21 protein-coding genes are annotated in these 24700 nt (G+C 72.1%); 10 read left to right on the top strand and 11 right to left on the bottom strand.

All coding sequences use genetic code 11. From position 1 onward, the window contains the following. Window positions 1-150 precede the first annotated feature (150 nt). The 4 genes from AC067Z_RS27860 to yczE form a co-directional block, all read right to left on the bottom strand. Window positions 151-525 carry an RNA polymerase-binding protein RbpA gene (locus tag AC067Z_RS27860; RefSeq protein ID WP_026278069.1) on the bottom strand — a complete coding sequence of 125 codons (375 nt, stop codon included), beginning with the start codon at window positions 523-525 and terminating at the stop codon, window positions 151-153. Window positions 526-780: 255 nt separating this feature from the next. Beyond that, complete coding sequence (locus tag AC067Z_RS27855; RefSeq protein WP_478792370.1) at window positions 781-2136, bottom strand: MFS transporter; 1356 nt, start codon at window positions 2134-2136, stop codon at window positions 781-783. A 41-nt stretch (window positions 2137-2177) separates the two neighbouring features. After that, window positions 2178-2942 (bottom strand): glycerophosphodiester phosphodiesterase family protein, encoded by a 765-nt coding sequence (locus AC067Z_RS27850; protein ID WP_478792369.1) that lies wholly within the window; start codon window positions 2940-2942, stop codon window positions 2178-2180. Next, entirely contained in the window at window positions 2939-3586 is a 648-nt protein-coding gene (yczE, locus tag AC067Z_RS27845; RefSeq protein WP_478792368.1) for a membrane protein YczE, read from the bottom strand. Before yczE ends, AC067Z_RS27850 begins: the two co-directional genes overlap by 4 nt. A gap of 101 nt (window positions 3587-3687) precedes the next feature. On the opposite strand from yczE, the gene AC067Z_RS27840 reads away from it, so the two are divergent. After that, window positions 3688-5187: an SCO1417 family PLP biosynthesis transcription factor gene (locus AC067Z_RS27840; RefSeq protein ID WP_478792367.1), complete on the top strand. Its 1500-nt coding sequence runs from the start codon at window positions 3688-3690 to the stop codon at window positions 5185-5187. 77 nt (window positions 5188-5264) lie between these two features. On the opposite strand, the gene AC067Z_RS27835 is transcribed toward AC067Z_RS27840, so the two are convergent. Then, on the bottom strand, window positions 5265-6848 hold the full coding sequence (locus tag AC067Z_RS27835) for a hypothetical protein (RefSeq protein WP_478792366.1): 1584 nt from the start codon (window positions 6846-6848) through the stop codon (window positions 5265-5267). A 37-nt stretch (window positions 6849-6885) separates the two neighbouring features. Continuing rightward, window positions 6886-7080, bottom strand: coding sequence for a hypothetical protein (locus tag AC067Z_RS27830; protein ID WP_478792365.1), 195 nt, complete (start codon window positions 7078-7080; stop codon window positions 6886-6888). A gap of 308 nt (window positions 7081-7388) precedes the next feature. On the opposite strand from AC067Z_RS27830, the gene AC067Z_RS27825 reads away from it, so the two are divergent. From AC067Z_RS27825 to AC067Z_RS27800, 6 genes are all read left to right on the top strand, one after another. Continuing rightward, window positions 7389-7781 (top strand): ankyrin repeat domain-containing protein, encoded by a 393-nt coding sequence (locus AC067Z_RS27825; RefSeq protein WP_478792364.1) that lies wholly within the window; start codon window positions 7389-7391, stop codon window positions 7779-7781. A 345-nt stretch (window positions 7782-8126) separates the two neighbouring features. Then, window positions 8127-9545 carry a HEAT repeat domain-containing protein gene (locus tag AC067Z_RS27820; protein WP_478792363.1) on the top strand — a complete coding sequence of 473 codons (1419 nt, stop codon included), beginning with the start codon at window positions 8127-8129 and terminating at the stop codon, window positions 9543-9545. 109 nt (window positions 9546-9654) lie between these two features. Beyond that, window positions 9655-10779, top strand: coding sequence for a glycosyltransferase family 4 protein (locus AC067Z_RS27815; protein ID WP_478792362.1), 1125 nt, complete (start codon window positions 9655-9657; stop codon window positions 10777-10779). Beyond that, window positions 10776-11936, top strand: a complete 1161-nt coding sequence (locus AC067Z_RS27810; RefSeq protein ID WP_478792361.1) for a glycosyltransferase — start codon at window positions 10776-10778, stop codon at window positions 11934-11936. The genes AC067Z_RS27815 and AC067Z_RS27810 overlap by 4 nt, the downstream gene beginning before the upstream one ends. Then, window positions 11933-13144: an SGNH/GDSL hydrolase family protein gene (locus tag AC067Z_RS27805; protein ID WP_478792360.1), complete on the top strand. Its 1212-nt coding sequence runs from the start codon at window positions 11933-11935 to the stop codon at window positions 13142-13144. Before AC067Z_RS27810 ends, AC067Z_RS27805 begins: the two co-directional genes overlap by 4 nt. Continuing rightward, on the top strand, window positions 13141-16758 hold the full coding sequence (locus tag AC067Z_RS27800) for a hydantoinase B/oxoprolinase family protein (RefSeq protein WP_478792359.1): 3618 nt from the start codon (window positions 13141-13143) through the stop codon (window positions 16756-16758). Before AC067Z_RS27805 ends, AC067Z_RS27800 begins: the two co-directional genes overlap by 4 nt. Before the next feature lie 46 nt (window positions 16759-16804). Here AC067Z_RS27800 and AC067Z_RS27795 read toward each other — a convergent pair whose 3' ends face one another. From AC067Z_RS27795 to AC067Z_RS27775, 5 genes are read right to left on the bottom strand one after another with little or no spacing between them, the layout of a single operon-like run. Continuing rightward, window positions 16805-17671: a 5-oxoprolinase subunit C family protein gene (locus tag AC067Z_RS27795; protein WP_478792358.1), complete on the bottom strand. Its 867-nt coding sequence runs from the start codon at window positions 17669-17671 to the stop codon at window positions 16805-16807. Continuing rightward, window positions 17668-18333, bottom strand: a complete 666-nt coding sequence (gene pxpB, locus AC067Z_RS27790; protein ID WP_478792357.1) for a 5-oxoprolinase subunit PxpB — start codon at window positions 18331-18333, stop codon at window positions 17668-17670. Before pxpB ends, AC067Z_RS27795 begins: the two co-directional genes overlap by 4 nt. Continuing rightward, complete coding sequence (locus AC067Z_RS27785) at window positions 18330-19094, bottom strand: LamB/YcsF family protein (protein ID WP_478792356.1); 765 nt, start codon at window positions 19092-19094, stop codon at window positions 18330-18332. The genes pxpB and AC067Z_RS27785 overlap by 4 nt, the downstream gene beginning before the upstream one ends. A gap of 17 nt (window positions 19095-19111) precedes the next feature. Beyond that, window positions 19112-19957 (bottom strand): putative hydro-lyase, encoded by an 846-nt coding sequence (locus AC067Z_RS27780; protein WP_478792355.1) that lies wholly within the window; start codon window positions 19955-19957, stop codon window positions 19112-19114. Further along, window positions 19954-21228 carry an MFS transporter gene (locus AC067Z_RS27775; RefSeq protein ID WP_478792354.1) on the bottom strand — a complete coding sequence of 425 codons (1275 nt, stop codon included), beginning with the start codon at window positions 21226-21228 and terminating at the stop codon, window positions 19954-19956. The genes AC067Z_RS27780 and AC067Z_RS27775 overlap by 4 nt, the downstream gene beginning before the upstream one ends. Window positions 21229-21419: 191 nt before the next feature. Between AC067Z_RS27775 and AC067Z_RS27770 the strand changes: the two genes are divergently transcribed. From AC067Z_RS27770 to AC067Z_RS27760, 3 genes are all read left to right on the top strand, one after another. Continuing rightward, a complete protein-coding gene (locus AC067Z_RS27770; protein ID WP_478792353.1) occupies window positions 21420-22130 on the top strand; it encodes a GntR family transcriptional regulator in 711 nt (236 codons plus the stop codon). A 61-nt stretch (window positions 22131-22191) separates the two neighbouring features. Next, on the top strand, window positions 22192-23718 hold the full coding sequence (locus tag AC067Z_RS27765; protein ID WP_478792352.1) for a hypothetical protein: 1527 nt from the start codon (window positions 22192-22194) through the stop codon (window positions 23716-23718). A gap of 64 nt (window positions 23719-23782) precedes the next feature. Beyond that, window positions 23783-24700, top strand: a complete 918-nt coding sequence (locus tag AC067Z_RS27760) for a hypothetical protein (protein ID WP_478792351.1) — start codon at window positions 23783-23785, stop codon at window positions 24698-24700.

Raw genomic sequence — 24700 nt, 5'->3', positions numbered from 1 at the left:
CGGTCTGAGCCCCCTCCACCCCTCCCCCCCCCCCCCCCTCCCCCCTCCCCCCCCCCCCCCCACCCCCCCCCCCCCCTTCCCCCCCCCCCCCCCCCCCCCCCCCCCCCCCCCCCGCGGCTCTGCTCGCGTCAAACGCGCTCTTCAGCGCGCCTACGCGGACTTTCGGCTGTCGCGCGGATGCACCGCGATGTTCATGGCGCCGGAGCGAAGGACCGCCAGCCTCTCGGCCAGCACCTCCTCGAGCTCCTCGCGGGTGCGCCGCTCCATGAGCATGTCCCAGTGCGTACGCGCAGGCTTGCCCTTCTTTTCCTCGGGGCCGTCCCCGTCAACAAGGAGTGCCTGGCTTCCGCAGACCTTGCACTCCCACTCCGGCGGAATTTCCGCCTCGACCGAGAACGGCATCTCGAAACGATGCCCCTTCTCGCATGCGTACTCCACCGCCTGGCGCGGGGCCAGATCGATGCCGCGGTCGGTCTCGTAGCTGGTCACCACGAGGCGCGTGCCGCGAAGAGCTCGCTCACTCATGAATCGTGCCTCCCGGGCTTGTCGCCCACAGGACAGGTGTCGCTGTCGTCGTCATCCGGTCAACGTCCGGTCGGCGGTAAAGATTCCCGTTGCGGGTCATGCGTCGCCCGTCGTGCCGCCCCTTGTTCTACCCACCAGTGCCCGGTTTGTCACATCTGGCAGCAGATGTCACCCAGCGTCTTAGCTATTTGAGCACGCAGTAACGGTCCGCCTGGCAGGCCAAAGGCGTACACTACCGGCCTTTCACTTCCGCGTCTAAATCCGGTCCGGTACGGGGTTGCCCGCGGCGGCCACCGCGCGCCGGACGGGAACCCTCGCGAGCAGGACGAATCCCAGCACGAAGAAGATCACCAAAGAGATGATGGCATCCCGATAGCTGCCGGTCAGCTGATACGCGAGTCCGAACACCAGTGGCCCCAGCCAGCTCAGCCCCCGGTCGCTCATCTCGTACGCGGAGAAGTACTCCGCCTCCTTGCCCCGAGGCACCAGATGGGAGAACAGCGAACGCGACAGCGCCTGGCTGCCGCCCAGGACCAGCCCGATCGCCGCGGCGAGGACGAAGAACCACGCAGGCGCACCGGCCGGCAGGAAGTAGCCCGCCGCCAGGATCGCCGTCCACACGGCGAGCGAGCCGAGGATCGTGCGCTTCGCTCCGTGTGTCCTCGCCAGCCTGCCCATGCCGAGCGCGCCTGCCACCGCGAGCACCTGGACCAGCAGCACCGCGGTGATCAACGTGGTCTGGTCCAGCCCGAGCTCCTCGGAACCGTAGACCGATGCCTGCGAGATGACCGTCTGCACCCCGTCGTTGTAGACGAGGTACGCGAGCAGGAACGAGAGCGTCAGAGGGTGCCGGCGCATGTCCTTGAGCGTGGCGATCAGCTGGCCCCAGCCCGAGCCGACCGCTCCCTCACCGCTCGCGGAGACGCGCCGGTCCCGCAGCCGGCGCAGCGGTACGAGCGTGAAGGCTCCCCACCACAGGCCCGCGGACGCGAGGCAGATGCGTACCGCCTCGCCCTCGGACAGACCGAACGACTCGTGGCCGGAATACACGACCAGGTTCAGCAGCAGCACGAGGGCGCCCGAGGTGTAGCCGAAGGCCCACCCCCGGGAGGAGACCGCGTCGCGTTCGTCCGGCTCGGCGATCTGCGGGAGATACGCGTTGTAAAGGACCATCGACACGGCCAGCGCGGCGTTCGCGACGATCAGCAGGAACGCGCCGAGGAGATAGCGGTCGCCGTCCAGGAAGAACATCCCCGCCGTCGCCGCCGAGCCCACGTACGCGGACACCGCGAGCAGCGGCTTCTTGCGTCCGCTGCGGTCGGCCGCCGCTCCCGCGAACGGCATCAGCAGCACCGCGAGCACCACCGACACCGACACCGCGTACGGGAAGACGGAGCCTGCCCGCACCGGAATCCCCAGGGGATGAACGAATCCCTCCGCGTCCGCGGCCGCCTTCGCCACCGAGGTGAGGTAGGGGCCGAGGAACACGGTGAGCACGCTCGTCGAGTACACCGAGCATGCGAAGTCGTAGAAGTACCAGCCGCGTTGCTCGCGTCTGCGCTCTTCGGTGCCGCCCGTGCCCTCCGTGCGGTCCGCGGTGCCGGCGGTCATCCGCGCCCCCTCGTTCGTCCTGTTCACAGGCGCGCGCCGGGTCAGACCCACACTCCCCGGTCGGTCAGTACCGTGCGCAACGTCTCCAGATGATCGGTCATGATGCCATCCACGCCAAGGTCCAGGAGCGCGGCCATCCGCTCGGCGTCATTGACGGTCCAGACATGGACCTGGAGCCCCCGTGCGTGGGCGGTCCGGACGAACCGGCGGTCGACCAGGCGGATGCCGCCCTGGGACTCCGGTACCTGGGCGCACACCGCGCCGCTGCGGACCACGGCCGGGATGCCGAACGAGGCGAGCCGGAGGCCGAGCACACCCCGCACCCCGTAGGAGGTGGCAAGGCGCGGACCGGTCAGACGTGCTGCCCGTGACACCCGCCCCTCGGAGAACGAACCGACGCACACCCTGTCCCAGGCGTCGGTCCTGCGGATCAGATCCACCAGTGGTACCAGCGCGGACTCCGCCTTCAGGTCCACGTTCCAGCGGGCGTCCGGGAATTCCTCCAGGAGTTCCTCGAACAGGGCCAGTGGCTCACGGCCCGCGACCCGGGCCCGGCGCACCTCGCTCCAGGGCAGTGCCGCGATCTTCCCCCGGGCGTCGGTCACCCTGTCCAGCGTGCTGTCGTGGAAGGCGACCAGGCGCCCGTCCGCGGTGGTGTGCACATCGGTCTCGAAGTAGCGGAAGCCGAGGCCGGCTGCCCGGCGGAAGGCGGCCGCGGTGTTCTCGATGCCGTCGGCGGTCCCGCCGCGGTGGGCGAACGCGAGCGTGGCCGGGTGGTCCAGATAGGGGTGGCGTATGCGGGTCACTGCCGCAGTATCGCCCGTTCGGGTGAAGCGCCGGCGACCACGGTGCTGCCACCGGCAGCCCCGGGGATGGCGAAGACCCGCAGGAACAGCTGCGCCAGCGGCCCGATCGCCAGCGCGTAGGCCACCGTGCCCACCCCCACCGAACCGCCGAGCGCGAATCCGGTGGCCACGACCGCCACCTCCAGCCCGGTGCGCACCAGCCGGATCGACCGGCCGGTGAGACGGTGCAGACCCGTCATCAGGCCATCGCGGGGGCCGGGACCGAACCGCGCCGAGATGTAGAGGCCCGTCGCCGCGCCGTTCAGCACCACACCGGCGACCAGCAGGGGAATCCGCACCGCCAAGTGCCGCAGATCCGGTACGACGGCCAGCGTCGCGTCCATCGCGATGCCGATGACGAACACATTGGAGACAGTCCCGAGCCCAGGGCGCTGGCGGATCGGGATCCACAGCAGCAGCACCACCGCACCCACGGCGATCGACACCATGCCGATGGAGATCCCGGTCCGCTCGGACAGCCCCTGGTGCAGCACGCCCCACGGTTCGAGCCCGAGTCCGGCGCGCACCAGGAGCGCGGAGCTCACCCCGTAGAGGGCCAGGCCGATGTACAGCTGCAGCAGTCTGCGGGTGAGTTGCGCGGACACGATGGCGTCCCCCTGTAGTGGTAGTGGACCGATGCATGACACTCTGTGGCTACGGAACAATCCGCAACCATGGCCAATTCGAGGAAGGTGGACTGACTTCCATGTCGCAGTGGACCTCGGCAGTGGGGGCGGCGCAGCTCGCCCGGCAGCTCACTTCCCAGCAGCCGCGCCCGGCCGGCCCCGGCACCCGCAAGCCGCCCGCGTATCGTGCGCTCGCCGACGGCATCCGGCTGCTCGTCCTCGAAGGCCGGGTGCCCGTCGCCGCCCGGCTGCCCGCCGAACGCGAACTGGCGCTCTCGCTCGCCGTGAGCCGCACGACCGTGGCCGCCGCCTACGAGGCACTGCGCACCGAGGGATTCCTCGAGTCACGCAGAGGAGCCGGCAGCTGGACCGCTGTGCCCGCGGGCAATCCGCTCCCGGCCCGCGGACTCGAACCCCTGCCCCCGGAATCGCTCGGCTCCATGATCGATCTGGGCTGCGCGGCGCTTCCGGCCCCCGAGCCATGGCTGACCAGGGGGTTCCAGGGAGCACTCGAGGAACTGCCGCCGTACGCCCACACCCACGGCGACTACCCCGCGGGTCTGCCCGCGCTGCGTCAGATGCTCGCCGACCGCTACACCGAGCGCGGCATCCCGACCATGCCCGAACAGATCATGGTGACCACCGGTGCGATGGGCGCGATCGACGCCATCTGCCACCTCTTCGCCGGCCGTGGCGAGCGCATCGCCGTCGAATCCCCCTCGTACGCCAACATCCTCCAGCTGATGCGCGAGGCCGGTGCGCGCCTGGTGCCCGTGGCCATGGCCGAGGGCCTGAGCGGCTGGGACCTGGCCCGTTGGCGCCAGGTGCTGCGCGACGCCGCGCCCCGGCTCGCCTACGTCGTCGCCGACTTCCACAACCCGACCGGCGCGCTCGCCGACGAGGAACAGCGCCGCGGACTGGTCGAGGCGGCCAAGTCCGCGGGCACCGTCCTCGTCGTCGACGAGACGATGTCCGAGCTGTTCCTGGACCCGGACGTCGAGATGCCCCGGCCGGTCTGCGCCTTCGATCCGGCGGGCTCGACGGTGCTGACCGTCGGTTCCGCCAGCAAGGCGTTCTGGGCGGGCATGCGGATCGGCTGGGTGCGGGCCGCCCCGGACGTCATCCGTTCCCTCGTCGCGGCCCGCGCGTACGCCGACCTCGGCACACCCGTGCTGGAGCAGCTGGGAGTCAACTGGCTGATGCGCACCGGCGGTTGGGACAGCGCAGTCGCCGTGCGCCGAGAGCAGGCCCGCGACAACCGCGACGCTCTCGTCGCCGCCGTCCGCAGGGAGCTGCCGGACTGGGAGTTCGACGTGCCGCGCGGCGGTCTGACGCTGTGGGTGCGCACGGGCGGTCTCTCCGGCTCCCGCCTCGCGGAGGTCGGCGAACGGGTCGGCGTCCGCGTGCCGTCCGGTCCGCGCTTCGGCGTGGACGGCGCGTTCGAGGGCTATGTGCGGCTGCCGTTCACCGTGGGAGGTCCGGTGGCGGACGAGGCGGCCGCCCGCCTGGCATCGGCGGCGCGGCTGGTGCGCACGGGCGCGTCGACGGGCACGGAGGCGCCCCGCACTTTCGTGGCGTAGGGCCTCTCCTGCCGATCGGGCCGGGCCCGTGGCGCACACGGTGCGCACGGACCCGGCCCGAGGGGAGCAGGGGAGGGTCAGCCTTCGGCAGGGACCACCATGGCGGACTTCGCGGTCGAGGACACCGGTTCGTCGGCGGGCGCCTGCTCGTTCTCGTCCAGCCGGGCGGGCAGCAGGTCCAGCACCGCCTGCCGGTGTGCCGCGCTCGTCGCGTCGTCGAACGGGTCCGGCGTCGCCGGCACCTGGAGCCTGAGGACGGGACCGGTGCCCAGACGGGCGTACCCGCGGCCGGGCGGGACATCAGGTGTCGGTGTGGTGGGCGGCTTCGTGCCGAGGACGGTCTCGATCCGGTCGTAGTCGACGGGGCCGAGGACGACCCGGGCCCGGGTGTGCGTCCGTACCGTCTCGGTAAGGGCGTCGATGCTGTCGAACTGCTCGGCCACGACGACCGTGACGTGTGCCGCGCGACCGTGTCGCAGCGGCACCTGGAGCATTTCCTGCGGGTCCATGTGCCCGTCCGCTGCAGCCAGATGGCCGAGGACGCTCGGCCGGTCCACCAGGATCCACAGCGGCCGTTTGGTGTCGTCGGGTGCCGGGTGTCCGGACTGGCGGGCCCGGTTGGCCGCGATCAGCCGCCGCTCCGTCTCGTGCGCCGCCCACTCCAGGCTCGACAGTGCGCCGGTGAGCCCGGACTCCACGGCCAGCACGCCGGCCCGCCCGGTGAGGAAGGCGAACTCGCCTGCGCCGCCGCCCTCCACGACCAGCACGTCGCCGTGCCGGAGTGCCTGCACTGCGATGGAGCGGAGAAGTGTCGAGGTGCCGCTGCCGGGCTCGCCGACGGCGAGCAGATGCGGCTCGGTGGAACGGGGACCGGTGCGCCAGACGACCGGCGGCACCTGCTCCGTCTCCTCCGCGGCGGTGACGGGAACCGTGAGCCGCACGGTGTCCTCGTCGGTGAATCCCAGCACGGTCTCACCGGGGGAGGTGACGAACTGCTGGGCGGCGATGGCCGTCGACAGGGCGGGCAGGACGCTCATGACGAGCTGGTTGCCCTCCTCGTCCCAGCGGAACCGGTATTCGCGGCCACGCCCCGTCTTGGCGTGCAGCAGCTGCTCGATACGGTCGCGGGACGCGGCATCCGAGTCGGTGAACCAGGCCGGATACTTCACGAGCAGCCGGGTGAGCCGGCCGTCGCCGTCGAATTCGTACTCGCTGAAGACCTTGCTCCACTCCCCGCCGTGGGCGAAGAGCGGAGCCGGGTCGCCGTCCGCCGTGAAGTACGACACGAGAGCGTCGTACAAGGCCTGCAGCCGGGCGGTCTCCGCGTCGTTCGGGCCGGTCTTGACCGGCTCCCTGGCGCGGCCCGTCCAGGCGGCCGCGGCCATCACCGTGATCAGGGCCAGGAGCGGCCCGTACGGAATGAGCGCGACCGCGAGGACGCAGGCCGCCACGGAGAACAGGGTGGGACCACGCCGTTCCTTGGGAGTGGCGGCCCACTTGCTCCGGGCCATGGCGGCCAGCTTCCGCAGACCACGGGTGATCGTGATCAGCGGATGGAGGACATCCGTGGCGCTGTCGGCGGCCGTGCGCGCGATCTCGCGGCTGCGAGCGATCTGTGCGCTGCCGCTGGTCAGAATGCGGGGGAGTGGTCGCCGGGCCACATCTGTCTCCTGAAGTGCTCGTCGGTTTCGAGGGGCGTCAGAACTTGATCCCGCCCAGCAGCCCGGCGAGGCTCGTGGTGCCTGCCGTGATGCTCGGCGCGATCGCGGTGCCCGCGAGGAAGAAGCCGAAGAGCGCGGAGACGAACGCGTGGGACGCCTTCAGCCCGTCTTTTCGGCAGAAGAGGAAGACGATGATGGCGAGCAGGACGACGCCTGAGATGGACAGGATCATGAGGTTCTCCTGGGTGAGGGGACATTCACCTTGAGTTATCCCATCCTTACTGATGGTATCTATACGACAAAAGGTGCAAAAGAGTGAATTATCGTTGATTTCACTGCACTGGCCGACAGTTGTGCACCGTTCGGCGGGCAGAGACGGTGTCGGCGCCGCACAGTGCCTCCGGCCACCGGCCCGACAGTGCATCCGTTGCCTCTGCGCGGTCCCGGCATGCCAGGCACCTGGCAGTAACCTGTCGGTTCACTCGTACGGCTGCTCCTGCCGTGCGGCCCAGGTCAACGTGGTGAAAGGCGGTCCGTCCGATGAGCGAAGTCCCGGACTCCGAAGTGATCGAGCTCGCGACCAAGGTCTTCGACCTGGCGCGTCAGGGGGAGACCGAGACGCTCGCCGCGTACCTCGACGCCGGCGTCCCGGCGAACCTCACCAATGACAAGGGGGACACCCTTGTCATGCTTGCCGCCTACCACGGCCACGCCGCCACGGTCGAAGCCCTGCTCGCCCGCGGCGCCGAGGCGGACCGGGCCAACGACCGCGGCCAGACGCCTCTTGCCGGCGCGGTCTTCAAGGGCGAGGACGCCGTCATCCGCGCGCTGCTCGCCGGCGGCGCCGACCCGCAGGCCGGAACTCCCTCCGCTGCGGATACCGCGCGGATGTTTGGGAAGACAGACCTCTTGGAGCTGTTCGACGGCCGCTGAGCGGCCGTCGAACACACTGCGACCAGCCACGACGACGTCGCCGGCCGATGGGGCACCCGCCCGCGGGCGGTGATGCGGCCCCCGCCTCCCGGCCCGCCGGGCCGAAGCGGAGGAGGGAGCCGTAAATGTGGTCGCGGTGGCGAAATGCGTGGGTCATCATGACGTCAGCCCTGTCCCGGACCTCATCACACCGGGAATTCCCCTGGGGCCACCGAAGAGAGGCAGAGGAAGATGCTCACCAACAAGCAGAAGACGCGTAAGACGACGGGCGGCCCGACATGCTGCTGCGCGGCCTAGGCATTCCAGTCCCCGGTCGCGTCGACAGCTTGATGTGAGGCTCTCCCCATGTTCGATCCAGTCATAGCGCCGAGCGGCACACTGCTCGGCCTGCTGCAGAGGGGCCGCGGCGACGGCACGCTCCACGCGCTCGCCGCTCCGCGCGCCGAAGCGCTCGCCGCCCTCAACCACTGCGTGCTGAACGACCCCCGCCACGACTGGCAGGTCGAGAACCGCTCCCTCTACTACGCACGCCTGTACCTCGACCTCCACGGCTCCCTCGTGGAGATCGAACGGCACCTGTGCGACACCGACGACCACCTCGACGCCGACGAGGCCAGGACCGGCCTCGCCCTCGCGGTGCTCGGGCACCTCGCCTCCTACGGGCGCGGCGACGCCCTCGCCCTGCTGCGGCGCTACGCCGCGAGCGGCGCCAACTGGGCATGGGCGCTCGACGAACTCGCCCTGCGCGACGACGACGCCGGCCTGCGCTCCCTCGCGACCCCGATCCTCGCCAGATTCCCCATTACCGCCGAAGGCGACGCGGAACTGGCCGTCGCCGTGCGCGACGCCTTCGAACCCCGGCCGTGGCGGCTGTGGGCGGAGGACGAGCGCGCATCCGTCGGCGGGCGGGTCCGCGCCGCACAGGAAGCCGGCTCCTTCGACCGCTGGCAGCGCCAGATGAGGCCGTCCGGCCCCCGGCCGGGCTGGAGCGTCCAAGCCGTCCTCGACTGGGCCGAACAGGGCCTGGAGCGCGGCAGCGCACTGCACGTCCCCGCGGCCCGTTGCCTCAGCGCCGTCGCCGGACCGGAGGACCGCGCCGAGATCGTCGGCGCCGCCCGCTCCGGTCCCGACGGAGCCCGTTGCGCCGCCCTGCACTATCTCGCCGAAGCCAAGGACCCCGTCGTCCTCGACCTGATCGAAGCGGCCGTGGCGGACGGCTCGCGCACCGTCGCCGACGCCGCGATCGCCTCGTTCGAGCGGATGTGCGGCGAGGAAGCCGTCGAACGGGCGCGGGGCTGGGTGCACCGGCCGGACGCCCTCGGCGCCTCCGCCGCAGGCGTCCTCGCCTGCCGAGGCATCGCGAAGGACGCCCCGCTCGTCCTCGGTGCGCTCCGCGAGACCGTTCGCGCCGACGGCCCGGACGCGCCCTTGCTCTGGACACTCGTCGACGGCGCCGGACGACTCGGCATCGCCTGCGCCGCACCCGTACTGCGCCACGTCTACCGTGAGACGGCCTCCTCACATCTGAGGGGCCGGGCCGCCCGGGCGCTCGCCGCCACCGACCCCTCCTTCGCCAACGGCTTCGCCGTCGAATGCCTCTGGGACTGCGAGGAGACGACCAGAGAAGTCGCCGCACGCCACGCCGAGACCGGCGATGTGCGCGTGGCCGACCGACTGCGCAGGCTCGCCGCCGATCCCGCCGAGGAGGCGGAGGTGCAGACCGCCGTACGCAGCAGGATCGGGCCCGACATGCCCGCTGTGTGACGACTCGGAGCGATCGGGCCGGGCGTGGCAACAAAACGCTCATGGGACGTTCCCCGGAGGGAAAGATCCTCGTTGGCGCAGCCACCCCGGGCCCGACGACAACACGGGTATGCGTGTCGTCATCGTCACCGAATCCTTTCCGCCCGACGTCAATGGTGTGGCGCACTGCGCCCTGCAGACCGCCCGGCATCTCGCCGCCCGCGGTCATGAGCCGCTCGTCATCGCCCCGGCCGCGGCCGGGGCCGACAGCGCCGACCTCCACGCGCCCTGCCCGGTGGTGCGCGTGCCTTCACTCCCGTTGCCCGGCTATCCGCAGGTACGGGTAGCCCTCCCCAGCCGGCGGGTGGCGGCGGCGATCACGGCGCACCGCGCCGACATCGTGCATCTCGCCAGCCCCTTCGTCCTCGGGGTGCGCGGGATGGCGGCCGCCGCCCGTCTCGGCCTGCCCGCCGTCGCCGTCTACCAGACGGACCTGGCGGGATACGCCCGTACCTATGTCGGAGCGGGCGAGGGCACCGCCTGGCGGCGGATCAAGGCCGTGCACGGGGCCGCCGACCGTACGCTCGCACCGTCCACCGCCGCCCGGCGGGACCTCGAGGAGCACGGTGTGGAGCGCGTGCGCCTGTGGCCGCGCGGGGTGGACACCGCCCGCTTCCGGCCCGCTCTGCGCGACGACGCACTGCGCCGGGAACTCGCCCCCGGCGGCGAACTGATCGTCGGCTACGTCGGCCGCCTCGCCCCCGAGAAACATGTCGAACTGCTCGCCGGAGCCTGCGCACTGCCGGGGGTGCGAGTGGTCGTCGTCGGCGACGGCCCCAGCGAGACCTCCCTGCGCGGCGCCCTGCCCGGTGCCGTCTTCCTCGGCCGCCGGACCGGGGACGACCTCGCCCGGATCTTCGCCTCGCTCGACGTCTTCGCCCACACCGGACCGTACGAGACGTTCTGCCAGACCGTGCAGGAAGCCATGGCCAGCGGCGTCCCCGTCATCGCGCCCGCCGCCGGCGGGCCGCTCGACCTCGTCGACCACGGGCGCACCGGACTGCTCGTCGAGCCGCACCGCACCGACACCGTGCGCGACGCCGTCGCGGCACTGGCCGCCGACCCCGCCCTGTGGTCCTCGTTCGCGCACGCCGGGCGCGCCGCGGTGGAAGGCCGCACCTGGGCCGCGGTCGGCGACATGCTCCTCGACCACTACGCCGATGTCCTCGGCGCGCGGACGGTGGTGGCGGCATGAGCGGGCTGCGCATCGTACGACTCGCCAACTTCGTCACCCCGTCGTCCGGCGGACTGCGCACAGCCCTCGACCAGCTGGGCCGCGGCTACCTGGCTGCCGGGCACGAGCCCGTACTGGTCGTGCCCGGCGACCGGCACACCGACGGGCACACCCCGCAGGGCCGCGTCATCACGCTGCCGGGACCGGAGATCGTCGGAACCGGCGGATACCGGGTGCTCGCCGGACGGCGAGGCCTGCGCCGGCTGCTGGAGGACCTCGCGCCCGACCGGCTCGAGGTCTCCGACCGCACCACCCTGCGCTGGACCGGCGAATGGGCACGGCGGCACCGCATCCCGTCGATGATGGTCTCCCACGAGACCGCCGACGGAGTGCTGCGCACCTGGGGAATGTCCGAGAGCGTCGCCGCCCGCGCCGCCGACCGGCTCAACCGCCGCAGCGCCTGGGCCTATTCGAGGATCGTGTGCACCACCGAGTGGGCGGAACGCGAGTTCGTGCGCATCGGCGCGCGCAACGTGGTGCGCGCTCCGCTCGGCGTCGACCTCCAACGGTGCCGGCCGGGTCGGCGCAGTCTGGTGCTGCGCGCCCGGTACGCCGCCGGAGCACGCACCCTGCTGCTGCTCTGCTCCCGCCTGTCCGTGGAGAAGCGCCCCGGGACGGCCCTGGACGCGCTCGCCGCACTGCGCGAACGGGGTGTGCCGGCGACCCTGGTCGTCGCCGGCGACGGTCCGCTGAAGGCGTCGCTCGTGCGCAGGGCGGCGGCGGAGCGGCTGCCCGTCCAGTTCCTCGGCCACGTCGGCGACCGCGAGTCCGTCGCCGACCTCCAGGCCGCGGCGGACATCTGCCTGGCACCCGGCCCGGCGGAAACGTTTGGCCTCTCCGCACTGGAAGCCCTCGCCTGCGGCACCCCGGTCGTGGGCAGCGCATCGTCGGCGCTGCCCGAGGTGATCGGCGATGCGGGCATGGCAGCGGCGGACTCGGGGCCGGACTTCGCCGAGGCGGTCCTCGACCTGCTCGGCCGGCCGGAGTCCGACCGCCGAGAGGCGGCCAGGGCGAGGGCCGAACTCTTCGACTGGCAGAGCTCGGTGACGGCCTTCCTGGCCGCCCATGAGGCACTGCCCGTGCGGGAGAGAGCGCCGGAACCGGGGGTCCAGGCATGACACCGACGCACCCCGTCGCCGTACCGGCCACGTCCACGGACGACGACACGGGGACGAGGCCCACTGGCGGCACGGGCTCGCCGCGTCCCGCGGCGCGGGCACTCGGAGGTGCGCAGGGGCCCGTGCGTTCGCCCGACGCCGACGCCGACGCCGACGCCGACGCCGGGGCGACCGCGGCCCCCTGCGTCGGCGGGGACACGGCTGACACGAGCACCACCCCGTGCTCGGGCGACCGTGGCGTGCCGGTCGGCAGGGAGCACGGAGGCGGGGCGCCAAGCCCGTCGCGCCCCGTGCGCCGCCTGCCCGCGCAAGCGCGGCCGGCCGCGGCGTCGCGCCCCGCTCCCCTCCGCTTCGCCGCGCTCGGGGACTCGCTCACCGAGGGCGTCGGCGACCCCGTCGACGGCCGATGGCGTGGCTGGGCCGCGTTGCTCGCCGAGGGGGTCGGGAGCGCGGAGCAGCCCGCCGTGTTCCTCAACCTCGCCACCAGCGGCGCGCTGAGCCATGACGTCGCCGAGACCCAGGCTCCCCGGGCCCTCGGCTTCGGGCCCGACATCGCGTCCGTCGTCGTCGGCGTCAACGACACCCTCCGGCGCACCTTCGACATCGGCGTACTCACGCGGCGGCTCGACGACGTCTGCGCGCAGCTCACCGCACGCGCCACCGTGCTGCTCACTGCCTGTCTGCCCGATCCCGGTGCCATGTTCGCCCTGCCCGCGCCGCTCGCCCGACCGCTTGCCAGACGGCAGCGCGCCGTGAACGCCGTCGTCCACGCACTCTCCGACCGCTACGGCGCCGTCCACCTGCACGCCGCCGATCCGGCGTGGGTCGCCGACCGCTCCATGTGGAGCGCCGACCGGCTCCACCCCGGCGAGCGCGGACACCGCATGCTCGCCCGCTCCTTCCACGAACTGCTGGCCGCCCGCGGCCTCGTCCTCGGCGCGCCGCCGTCCGCCGAACCCGACCGTCCGCGCCCCACCCGGACCGAGGCACTGATGTGGCTCGCCACGGCAGGCACTGCCTGGGTGGCACGCCGCTGCACCGACCTCGTCCCCCAGCTCGTGCGGCTCGCGGGCGACGAGGTGCAGCACTGGGCCCGCGGCACCAGCGCCCGGCTCGACCGCTCGGCCGAGACCGCGCTGTCCGCCGCGCTCGCCGCCGTGTCGCTCGACCCTCCGCTCGCCCGCATCGGGGCAAGAATGGGGGAATGAGCGGGCGCTGGGAGTTCTGGATCGACCGTGGCGGTACCTTCACCGACATCGTGGGCAGACGCCCCGACGGTCGGCTGGTGACCCGCAAACTGCTCTCGCACAACCCCGAGCGGTACCGTGACGCGGCCGTCGCGGGCATCCGGCTGCTGCTCGGCACGCCGTCGGACGCACCTGTTCCGGCCGACCGGGTCGCCTCGGTGAAGATGGGCACCACCGTCGCCACCAACGCACTGCTGGAGCGCCGCGGCGAGCCGACCGTACTCGTCATCACCGAAGGGTTCGGGGACGCGCTGCGCATCGCGTACCAGAACCGGCCGCGGCTCTTCGACCGGCGCATCCTCCTCCCCGAGGCGGTGTACGACCGGGTCGTCGAGGTCCCCGAGCGGGTCGACGCGCACGGCGGCATCGTCCGGCCGCTCGATCTCGCCGCTGTCACCGACCAGTTGGCCGCGGCACGTGCGGAAGGCTTCTCCAGCGCCGCCGTCGTCCTGATGCACGGCTACCGCCACCCCGAGCACGAGCGGCGCATCGCCCGCGCCGCCCGCGACCTCGGCTACACACAGGTCAGTTGCTCGCACGAGGTCAGCCCGCTGATCAAGCTCGTGCCCCGCGGCGACACCACCGTCGTCGACGCCTATCTCTCACCGATCCTGCGCCGGTACGTGGACGAGGTCGCCACCGAACTCGACGGCATCCGGCTGATGTTCATGCAGTCCAACGGCGGGCTGCGGGAAGCCACCCACTTCCGCGGCAAGGACGCCGTGCTGTCCGGTCCCGCGGGCGGAGTCGTCGGCATGGCCCGTACGTCCGAGCAGGCAGGACACGGGCGCGTCATCGGCTTCGACATGGGCGGCACATCCACCGATGTGTCGCACTACGCCGGCGAGTTCGAGCGCGAGCTCGGCACACAGGTCGCGGGGGTGCGGATGCGGGCGCCCATGATGAGCATCCACACCGTCGCCGCGGGCGGCGGCTCCGTCCTCCACTTCGACGGCCGCCGCTACCGCGTCGGTCCCGACTCCGCCGGTGCCGTGCCCGGCCCCGCCTGCTACCGCCGCGGCGGACCGCTCACCGTCACCGACGCCAACGTGATGCTCGGCCGCATCCAGCCCGACCACTTCCCGGCCGTGTTCGGTCCTGACGGCGACCAGCCCCTCGACGCCGCCACCGTACGGGAACGCTTCACGGCACTGGCCGAGGAGGTCTCCCGGGAGAGCGGCGCACGGCGCACCCCCGAGCAGGTCGCCGCGGGGTTCCTGGAGATCGCCGTCCTCAACATGGCGAACGCGGTGAAGAAGATCTCCGTCCAGCGGGGCCATGACGTCACCCGCTATGCGCTGACGTCCTTCGGAGGCGCCGGCGGCCAGCACGCGTGCGCCGTCGCCGATGCACTCGGCATCGACACGGTGATCGTCCCGCCGCTGGCCGGCGTGCTGTCCGCCTACGGGATCGGCCTCGCCGATGCCACCGCCATGCGGGAACAGTCTGTCGAAGCCCGCCTCGACGAGGACACCGTTGCCCGCGTCCGCGCCCTGTGCGACGAACTCGCTGCCCGTACCCGCGCGGAACTGCGCGCGGACGCCGTCCCCGACGCGGCGATCACCACCCGTTCCTGGGTGCTGCTGCGCTACGCCGGTACCGACGCGAGCCTGCCCGTACCGCTGGAGGGGGCCGAGGCGATGCGGGCGGCCTTCGAGCGGGTCCACCGCACGCGGTACGCGTTCACGATGGACAAGCCGCTGGTCGTGGAAGCCGTGTCCGTCGAGGCGGTGGGCACGGCCGGGGAGCACGGGGACACGGTCGTCGAGGAGGGCCGTGCCCAAAAGGAGTCGGGGCCGCGGGCACATGTGGAGATGTTCGTCGACGGCGGGCGGCGCGACGTCCCTCTGCACCGGCGCGCCGGTCTGCGCGCCGGGGACGAGGTGACGGGTCCGGCGGTCGTCGCCGAGGCGGACGCCACGACGGTGGTCGACCCGGGGTGGCGGGCCACCACGGGCGACGCGGGCCACCTGCTGCTGGCCCGCGTACTGCCGAGGCCCGGACGGGTCGCGGTCGGCACCGACGTGGACCCCGTGCTCCTGGAGGTCTTCAACAACCTCTTCATGGCGATCGCCGAGCAGATGGGCGTCCGTCTGGAGAACACCGCCCACTCCGTCAACATCAAGGAACGGCTCGACTTCTCCTGCGCGCTGTTCGACGCGGACGGCAACCTGATCGCCAACGCCCCCCACATCCCCGTCCACCTCGGTTCGATGGGCGAGTCGATCAAGGAGGTGCTGCGCCGTAACAAGGACGGGATGCGGTCCGGGGATGTGTACGCGATCAACGATCCGTACCACGGCGGGACCCACCTGCCCGATGTGACCGTCGTGACACCGGTGTTCGACGCGGACGACCTGCGTTTTCTCGTCGCCTCACGCGGGCACCACGCGGAGATCGGCGGGATCAGCCCCGGTTCCATGCCCGCCTTCAGCCGCACGATCGACGAGGAGGGCGTCCTCTTCGACAACTGGCTTCTTGTACGGGACGGTCGGCTGCGCGAGACCGAGACACGCGCCCTGCTCACCGGCGCACGCCACCCGTCCCGGGCACCCGACACCAACCTCGCCGATCTGCGCGCCCAGATCGCCGCCAACGAGAAGGGCATCACCGAACTCCGCCGGATGGTCGACCAGTTCGGACTCGACGTCGTCCAGGCCTACATGCGGCATGTGAGGGACAACGCCGAGGAGTCCGTGCGCCGCATCGTCGCGGAGCTCGACGACGGGGAATTCCGCTACGAGACCGACAGCGGCGCGGTCATCCGGGTCGCGGTCTGTGTCGACCGCGAACAGCGCAGCGCCGTCATCGACTTCACCGGCACGTCCGCTCAGCAGCCCGGCAACTTCAACGCGCCCACATCGGTCGTCATGGCCGCGGTGCTGTACGTCTTCCGGACGCTCGTCGGCGAGGACATCCCCCTCAACAGCGGCTGCCTCGAACCGCTCGAGGTACGCGTGCCCGAGGGCTCCATGCTCGCCCCCTCGTACCCTGCGGCCACCGTCGCGGGCAACGTGGAGACCTCCCAGGCCGTCACAGGGGCGCTGTACGCGGCACTGGGTGTGCAGGCGGAGGGCTCGGGCACGATGAACAACCTCACCTTCGGGAACGACCGCGTGCAGTACTACGAGACCGTGGCGAGCGGTTCGGGCGCGGGCGACGGCTTCGACGGCGCGGACGCCGTGCAGACACATATGACCAACTCGCGGCTCACCGACCCCGAGGTACTGGAGTGGCGCTACCCCGTACGTGTGGACTCGTTCGCCGTACGCGACGGCAGCGGGGGAGCGGGACGGTGGCGCGGGGGTTGCGGGGTGGTGCGGAAGATCCGTTTCCTTGAGCCGATGACGGTGGCGCTGCTGACGGGACACCGGCGGGTCGCGCCGTACGGGATGGCGGGCGGCGGGCCGGGCGCACTCGGCGAGAACAGGGTGGAGCGCGCCGACGGCAGCACGGAGCCGCTGGCGGGCGTCGACTCCGTCGACGTCGGCCCCGGGGACGCCCTCGTGGTGCTCACCCCGGGAGGCGGCGGCTACGGCACACCCGGGGAACGAGGGACGTCCGCGACCGGGTGACTGAGGGCGGCGGGGACGGAACGGGGGAGGCCGGCGCAGCCGGCGCTCAGCCCACCGGGACGAAACGCACAGGTGTGCCGGGCACCGCCTGCGCCGCGGCTGCGAGATCGCGCCCGTCGACCACTCCCACCACCGGATAGCCACCGGTCGTGGGGTGGTCCGCGAGAAACACGACCGGCCTGCCGTCCGGCGGCACCTGCACGGCACCCAGCACCATGCCCTCACTGGGCAGTTCGCCGGGCACTGCCCGATCCAACGCCGGTCCGTCCGTCCGCAGGCCGATACGGTTGCTCGCGGACGAAACGCGGTAGCCGGGCGCGGCCAGCGTGCCGAGAGCGGCGGCGGTGAACCAGTCGTGGCGTGGTCCGAGCCGGATCCGCAGGACCAGTTCCGCGGGCGGCGCGGGCCACGGCACCTGGACATCCACTCGGCCCGGCCGACCCGCGGCCGCACCCAGCGGCAGCACGGCACCGTCCGTCAGCGGGTCGGGCCCGAGACCCGAGAGAAGGTCGGTGGACCGGCTGCCGAGGACCGCTTCGACGGCGATGCCGCCGCCGAAGGCGACATAGCTGCGCAGGCCACGGACCGCGGGACCCAGCTCCAGTACAGCGCCGGCCGGCATCCGCACCGGAGAACCCCACGCCGCCGGTCGGCCGTCGACGGTGACCGCGCACGGCGCACCACCGACCGCGACCGTGACCGGACACCGCGGCCGCACCGCACACCCGTTGAGCGTCGTCTCCAGCACGGCCGCGCCCGAGGGATTGCCCACGAGACGGTTGACGAGCCGGGCGGCCGGCGCGTCGAGGGCGCCGGAACGTGGCACCCCCAGATGCGCATGGCCGGGCCGGCCCGCGTCCTGCACCGTGGTCAGCGCACCGGACCGCACGACCGCGAAGGCCCGGTCGGTCATCGTTCCTCCGGTACGAAGCGCACCCGCGTCCCGGGGGCCAGCAGCGCCGCGGGCTCGCGTGCCGGGTCCCACAGCACGGCGTCCGTGGTGCCGATGAGCTGCCAGCCACCCGGGGAGGAGCGCGGGTACACCCCGCAGTAGCTCCCTGCCAGGGCGAGGGATCCGGCCGGGACCGCCGTGCGAGGAGTGGCGCGACGGGGCACCGACAGCTCCTTCGGCAGCCCGGTCAGATAGCCGAAGCCGGGCGCGAACCCGCAGAACGCCACGCGGAATTCGGCCGCCGCATGCAGACGCACCGCCTCGTCCGGTGTCACGCCCCACAGTTCGGCGACCTCCGCGAGATCGGGACCGTCGTAGCGGACCGGGATCTCGATCTCGTTCCCGCTGCGCGCGTCGGGGTCCCGTATCTCCCAGCCGGCGAGTTCGCGTGCCAAACCGTGGGGATCGTCGATGCCGTCGAGCAGCACCGTCCGCGCGGCGGGCACGATCTCCCGGACCCGAGGCAGCAGGCCGGCGGCCCGTCTGCGCAGCAGCTCGGCGTGGAACGCGCCGGTCTCCTCGCCATCGTTCAGTTCGACCAGCAGTGCCTGCTCGCCCACCGGCAGGGCACGAAGTGCCGGCCTGAGCGACCGCCGGCCGGCGGCCGGGGATGCGGAGGTCATACGAAGGCCTCCACACGGACCCCGGCGGTCTCCAGCTGCTGCCGTACCTGACGGGCGAGCGCCACGGCACCCGGGGTGTCTCCGTGCAGGCAGAGCGAACGGGCGCGGACCGGGACCGAGCGGCCGCACCTCGCGGTGATCACCCCGAACCGGGCCATGCTCACCGACCGCTCCACCACGGCCGCCGCGTCGCTGATCACCGCGCCGTCCTGCCCGCGCGGCACCAAGGTGCCCTCGGCGGTGTACGCGCGGTCCGCGAACGCCTCGGTGACCACGGGCAGTTGTGCCTTCTCCGCGTGGGAGTGCAGCTTCGATCCGGGCAGTCCGAGCAGCGGCAGCCGCTCGCCCGAAAGCAGCACGCCCTCGACGACGGCGGCGGCCTGCTCCTCGTCATGCACGACGCGGTTGTACAGCGCGCCGTGCGGTTTGACGTAGGAGACCCGGGTCCCGGCCGCCCGGGCGAAAATCTCCAAGGCACCTATCTGGTAGGCGATCTCAGCCGCCAGCTCATCGGGCGGGACGTCCATGGAACGCCGTCCGAAGCCGGCGAGATCGCGGTACGAGACCTGGGCGCCGATCCGCACCCCGCGAGCGGCGGCGAGCTCGCACACCCGACGCATGGTGGACGCGTCCCCCGCGTGGAATCCGCAGGCCACATTGGCGCTGGTGACGACGGAGAGCAGCTGCTCGTCGTCGGTCAGCCGCCAGCGGCCGAATCCCTCGCCCAGATCGGCGTTGAGGTCGATGGACGCCCAGGTCACTGTCTTCTCCTGTCCGGTCAGGCCACTCGGTACTGCTCGTCGCGGGTGTCCGTGAGGAACATCCGGCCGGGCGCATGGGTGAGGGCGAACGGCGGACGCGAGGCCATCACGGCCGCCTGCGGAGTCACTCCGCAGGCCCAGAAGACGGGAACGTCCCCCGGCTCGGCATCCACCGGATCGCCGAAGTCGGGCCGGCCGAGGTCCCGGATCCCGAGTCCCGCCGGGTCCCCTATGTGCACCGGATCGCCGTGCACCGAAGGCATCATGGCACTGCGGGTGATCGCCGCAGGAAGATGCCCGGCCGGAACGGGACGCATGGACACCACCATCGGGCCGTGCAGCCGTCCGGCGGTCCGGCAGAGCCTGTCCGTCGTGTACATCGGGACATTGCGGTCCTGTTCCACATGGCGCAGTGGAACGCCGGCCGCCCGCAGCGACCACTCGAAGGTGAAGCTGCACCCGAGGAGGAACGTCACCAGATCCGCGCGCCAGTGGGCGGTGACGTCGGTCGGCTCGGCGACCAGCTCACCGTGCTCCCAGACGCGGTAGAGCGGCAGATCGGTGCGCAGATCCGCGCCCTCGGCCAGCACTGTCGTCCAGGACCCGGCGTCGGTGACGTCCAGCACAGGACAGGGCTTCGGATTGCGCTGGCAGAAGAGGAGCATGTCGTAAGCCCAGTCGGCCGGCAGGGAGACCAGGTTGGCCTGGGTGTGACCCGCGGCCATCCCCGACGTCGGCACCGACAGTCCGTTGCGGAACCGCATCCGTGCCTCGGCCGCCGTCCACCTGTGCGGCTCCGTGTCCACCTCGGCCGGCGGTCCGGCGCCGACAGCAGCCGGCGGTCGGACGGCCGTCCCGCTCACACCAGCTCCTTGCCGCGCGTCTCGGGCAGCCCGACCAGGGCGAGCACCGCGATGCCGTAGCCCGCCGCACCGAGGACGAGTGCTCCGCCCACGCCCCAGCTGTCGGACAGGAAGCCGACCAGCGTGGGCAGGAAGGCCCCCACGGCCCGGCCGCTGTTGTAGGTGAATCCCTGGCCCGTGCCGCGGACCGCGGTCGGATAGAGCTCGCTGAGGTACGAGCCGAATCCGCTGAAGATCGCGGACATGCAGAAGCCGAGCGGGAAGCCGAGGACGAGCAGCAGGCCGTTGGCCCCCGAGGGGATGTTGGTGTAGGCGAGGATTCCGGCCGCCGACAGGATGGCGAACAGCGTGATGTTGCTCTTCCGGCCGATGCGGTCGGTCAGATACCCGCCGGTGAGATAGCCGATGAAGGCGCCCGATATCAGGAACGTCAGATAGCCGCCCGTACCGACGACGGTGAGCCCGCGCTCGGTCTTGAGATACGTCGGGACCCAGGTCGCGAGGGTGTAGTACCCGCCCTGCACACCGGTCGACAGCAGCGTGGCGAAGAGCGTCGTGCGGAGCAGATCCTTCTGGAAGATCGCCGAGAACGAACCGCGCTCGGTGCTGGTCCGGCGCTGTTCCGCGGCCTCGGGCGCATCGCTCACATTGCGCCGCACATAGATCACCAGCAGCGCCGGCAGTGCGCCCGTCCAGAACATCACGCGCCATGCGGTGTCGGCGTCGAGGAACTGGAACACGAGGGTGTACACGATGACGGCCAGCGCCCAGCCGGCCGCCCATGCGCTCTGCACCGCGCCCAGCGTGCGTCCGCGGTGCTTCGCCGTCGCGTACTCGGCGACCAGGATCGCGCCGACCGCCCACTCGCCGCCGAAGCCGAGGCCCTGCAGCGCGCGGAAGACCAGCAGCGTCTCGTAGTTGGGCGCGAAACCGCACAGGACGGTGAACACGGCATAGGTGATGACCGTGATCATCAGCGCCTTCACCCGGCCGATGCGATCGGCGAGGATGCCGGCGAGCGCGCCGCCTATCGCCGAGACGACCAGCGTGACCGTGGTGAGAAGTCCGGTCTGTCCGTTGTCGAGGCTGAAGTACGCCGAGATCGCCACCATGCTCAACGGCAGGGTGAAGTAGTCGTACGAGTCGAGGGCGTACCCCCCGAACGCGCCGCCGAACGCTCGGCGGCCGCGCGGGCCGAGGGAACGCAGCCATGCGAACGCGCCGGTGTCCTGCGGCAGTTCGTCGTGGACCTGCTGTGCCTGGGTCGTCATCTGCACCTCGCTGAGGGGAGGGAGTGCCTTGGGGTGTGGGGGGAGAAGCGGATGTGCGGGCCGAGCGGTGAAGCCAACGTAGGGGATTGTTGAACGATCCGACAAGGGGCGCGTTGAGTCGTTCCTGCTTCTACGATGGATTCCGCGCGCCGGTGTGAGCGGACCGGCGAGGGAGAGAGGGTGTTGTGGGGATGACGGAGCCCGTGGCCGGTGGACTGGCCGACGACCGCCCGCTGTTGGGGCGCACGAGCACGGCCGAGCGGGTCGCGGACATCCTGCGCACCCGGATCGCCGAGGGCTACTTCCCGCCGGGCGAACGGTTGTCGGAGGACAGCATCGGCAAGGCGCTCGGCGTCTCGCGCAACACTCTGCGCGAGGCCTTCCGCCTGCTCACCCACGAACGCCTGCTCGTCCACCAGCTCAACCGCGGCGTCTTCGTGCGCATGCTCGCCGTGCAGGACGTCGAGGACATCTACCGCACCCGGCAGCTCGTCGAATGCGCCGTCGTGCAGGGTCTCGGCGAACCCCCCTACGTCCTGGACGAACTCGACGCCGCCGTCACCGGCGGCGAACGCTCCGCGCACGACCGCGACTGGAAGGGAGTGTCCACGGCCAACATCCACTTCCATCGCGAACTGGTCGCCCTCGCGGGCAGTGCCCGCACCGACGAGCTGATGCGCAGCGTCCTCGCCGAACTGCGCCTCGCCTTCCACGTCGTGGACGACCCCCGCGGACTCCACCAGCCCTACCTCGTGCGCAACCGCCAGATCCTGGAAGCCCTGCGCGCCGGCGAGCGCACCAAGGCCGAGCAGCTGCTCGCCGACTACCTCGAGGACTCGCGCACCCAGCTCGTCGAGAGCTACGCCGGCCTCGTGGCGGGGGGCGACCAGGACGGAGCGTGACCGGCCGGTCGCTTCTGCGCCGTTTCGACCGTTGTCGGTGCGAGGACCTAATCTGTGCACCGTGACTTCGCCTGCCCCGACGGAATTCGTTCCGCCCCAGCTCAGCGCGGGGCCGCGGCCCGCGCTGGGCCCGGCCGCCGACGAAGGGCTGGCGCGGCGGCTCCGCGCGCTCGCATGCACCGCCCCGCTGCACGACCTCGACGCCCGCAAGGCGAACCTCGCGGGCGAGTACACGGTGTACGCGATGGCCGAGGTCGCCCTCACCGCCATCGACCTCGTCACGCTGAACATGGACTTCGACACCGGGGCCGACCACGACCAGATAGTGTCGAGACTCCTCCCGCGCGTCGCCGCCCAGGCCCCCGCCCGCCCGCAGGCCGAGCACGAGCGCGTCGCCCGCTGGGTCCTGGAGAACCTGATCAACGTCGGCAGCGTGGACCGCGGGTTCCGCGCCGTCTACGGCACCTTCGGCACCGACGGCGTCTACACCCGGCGCGACTACGACTTCAAGCTGATCGAGGAAGTCCCGGGCTACGGCGGCACCGTCTACCTCCGCACCACCGACGAAGCGGTCAACGTGCTCGTCGGCGCCCTCGACACCGACGTCACCAGTGCCCAGATCGCGGCCGAGGTCAAGCTGGAGGTCCTGATCAGCCGGGGCCGCCTCGCCGACGCCCAGCTCGCCGCCGAACAGGCCCGATACCGCACCGTCCAGTACTCCGAGACCCTGCGCCGCACGCTGGAGGCCACCCGGCGCAACGTGCGCGCGGTCGACTGGCTCAACGCCGTCCCCGACATGATCGCCGAGGCACTCGACCATGTCGCCGACCGCTACCGCCACGAGAACGCCATCCTGACGAACATCCGCAAGGCCCGCGACGAGGCCGAGGACCCCGAGCACAAGCGCCGCGCGGCCGAGCTCGTCGACATCGTCAAGGACTGCATCCGCCGCCACACCCAGCTCCAGTCCCGGCTGCTGGAGGCCGGTCCCCTCTTCCGCGCCGAACAGGACCGCCAGGCGTTCGCCCGACCCACGGCACGGAGCGGGCTCGACCTGTACGGCCAGCTCGTGGCGCCCCTGCTGCCGCTGCCCCTGGAGTCGGCGACAAGGGTCACCGACGCCTTCTTCGCCCGCGGTAGCGGGCTGCGCACCCCGCCGTCGGTCCGGGTCGGCGACCTCGTCGACCTGCTGCTCACCCCGCCCCTGGAGCGCGAGCACCTCGGCGCAGAGATGCCGGAGCCCGACCTGATCGCCACCCCGGACGACAGCCGCTTCAGCGAGGAGCAGCTTGCGAGCGCGATGGAGCTGCTCGACCTGGAGCACGACGCGCCCCGCCGGCTGTCCGGACTCCTCGCGGAGGCCCGTCGGAGCGACCCGGAACTGCCCTATCTCGTCGCCCTCCTGGCCGTCCACGCGGCGAGCCCTCCGGTCGGTACTGCCTACCGGCAGGGCGAACAGCGACTGCTGTTCGCCGTCGACGACGGCACGGTGCTCGACGACCCCGAGTTCGGCGGTGCGGACCTGATAGTGGGCACGGCGCTGCTCGACGCGGCGGGCATGGCCGCGGCCCGGACGGAGGGGCCGTGATGCCTCCCCTCCCCGCGCACCCGCACCTTCCCACCCCCACCCCACACCGCCAGGAGCACCCCCAGTGAGCGACCAGCACGCCGAGCACACCGGCGCGTGGAGCGAGCAGGCCGCCCCCACGGGGCCGCCGAGCGGACCCGTCACCGCGGTCGCCGCCCCCACCGTCACCCCTGCGGATGCCGCGGACGCCGCCCGTCTCGTCTCCTTCGGGCTGCAGCCCAAGCTGCTTCCCGCGCGCGACGCCGAATACGCCGAACTGCTGCGTCGCTACCGCGAGGACACCCCCTTCGCGCGCCTCGCCGACGCCGTCGCCACTGGCCTCGGCCTGGTCGTGCTCGAAGTCTCGCCCCGCGCCGGCATGGCCGTCACCGCCGCCGAGGACTCCGTCTTCGCCGTCCGCATGGGCGACTACGCCCGCCGGGCCGCCTCCGACTCCGCCGACCGGTTCCTGCACGGGCTGGCCCACCTCGCCGTCGCCGCCATGTCCTTCCCCCGCCCCGAGGACCTCGCCGACGACGGTTACATCGGCCGCATCACCGTCAACGGCGTCGACGCGTTCGTCCGCCAGGCCTGCCGCCGACTGGAGGAGCGTGCCGACGAGGTGGGCGAGAACACCGACCCGGCCACGGACGCCCCCGGACTCGAGGCCGCCTGGCGGGTGTACGCCCGCCGCAGCGCGACCGGCGCCACCAAGGACGCCCGTCGGCTCGCCGGTTCCACCACCGGCATCGTCGGCAAGGCCGTCGCCTTCCTCACCGACTCCGGGTTCCTCCAGCGGACCGGTGACGACGCCGGAGGCGCGTACCGCACCACCGCCCGATACCAGCTGCAGGTGCGCGACATGGCGGGCAGCGCCGCCATGGCCGAGCTGCTGGAGCTCGGTGTCGTCCCTGTCAGCGACGGCACCGCCACGCTCGTGGCGCCGCCCGACGGTGACGACCTCGAGCTGGCGGCCGACGCCGGCCTGCCGTTCCACGCCTAA

The sequence above is a fragment of the Streptomyces sp. NPDC043812 genome (assembly GCF_056436245.1).
This window is presented reverse-complemented; position numbering and strand designations above follow the sequence as displayed.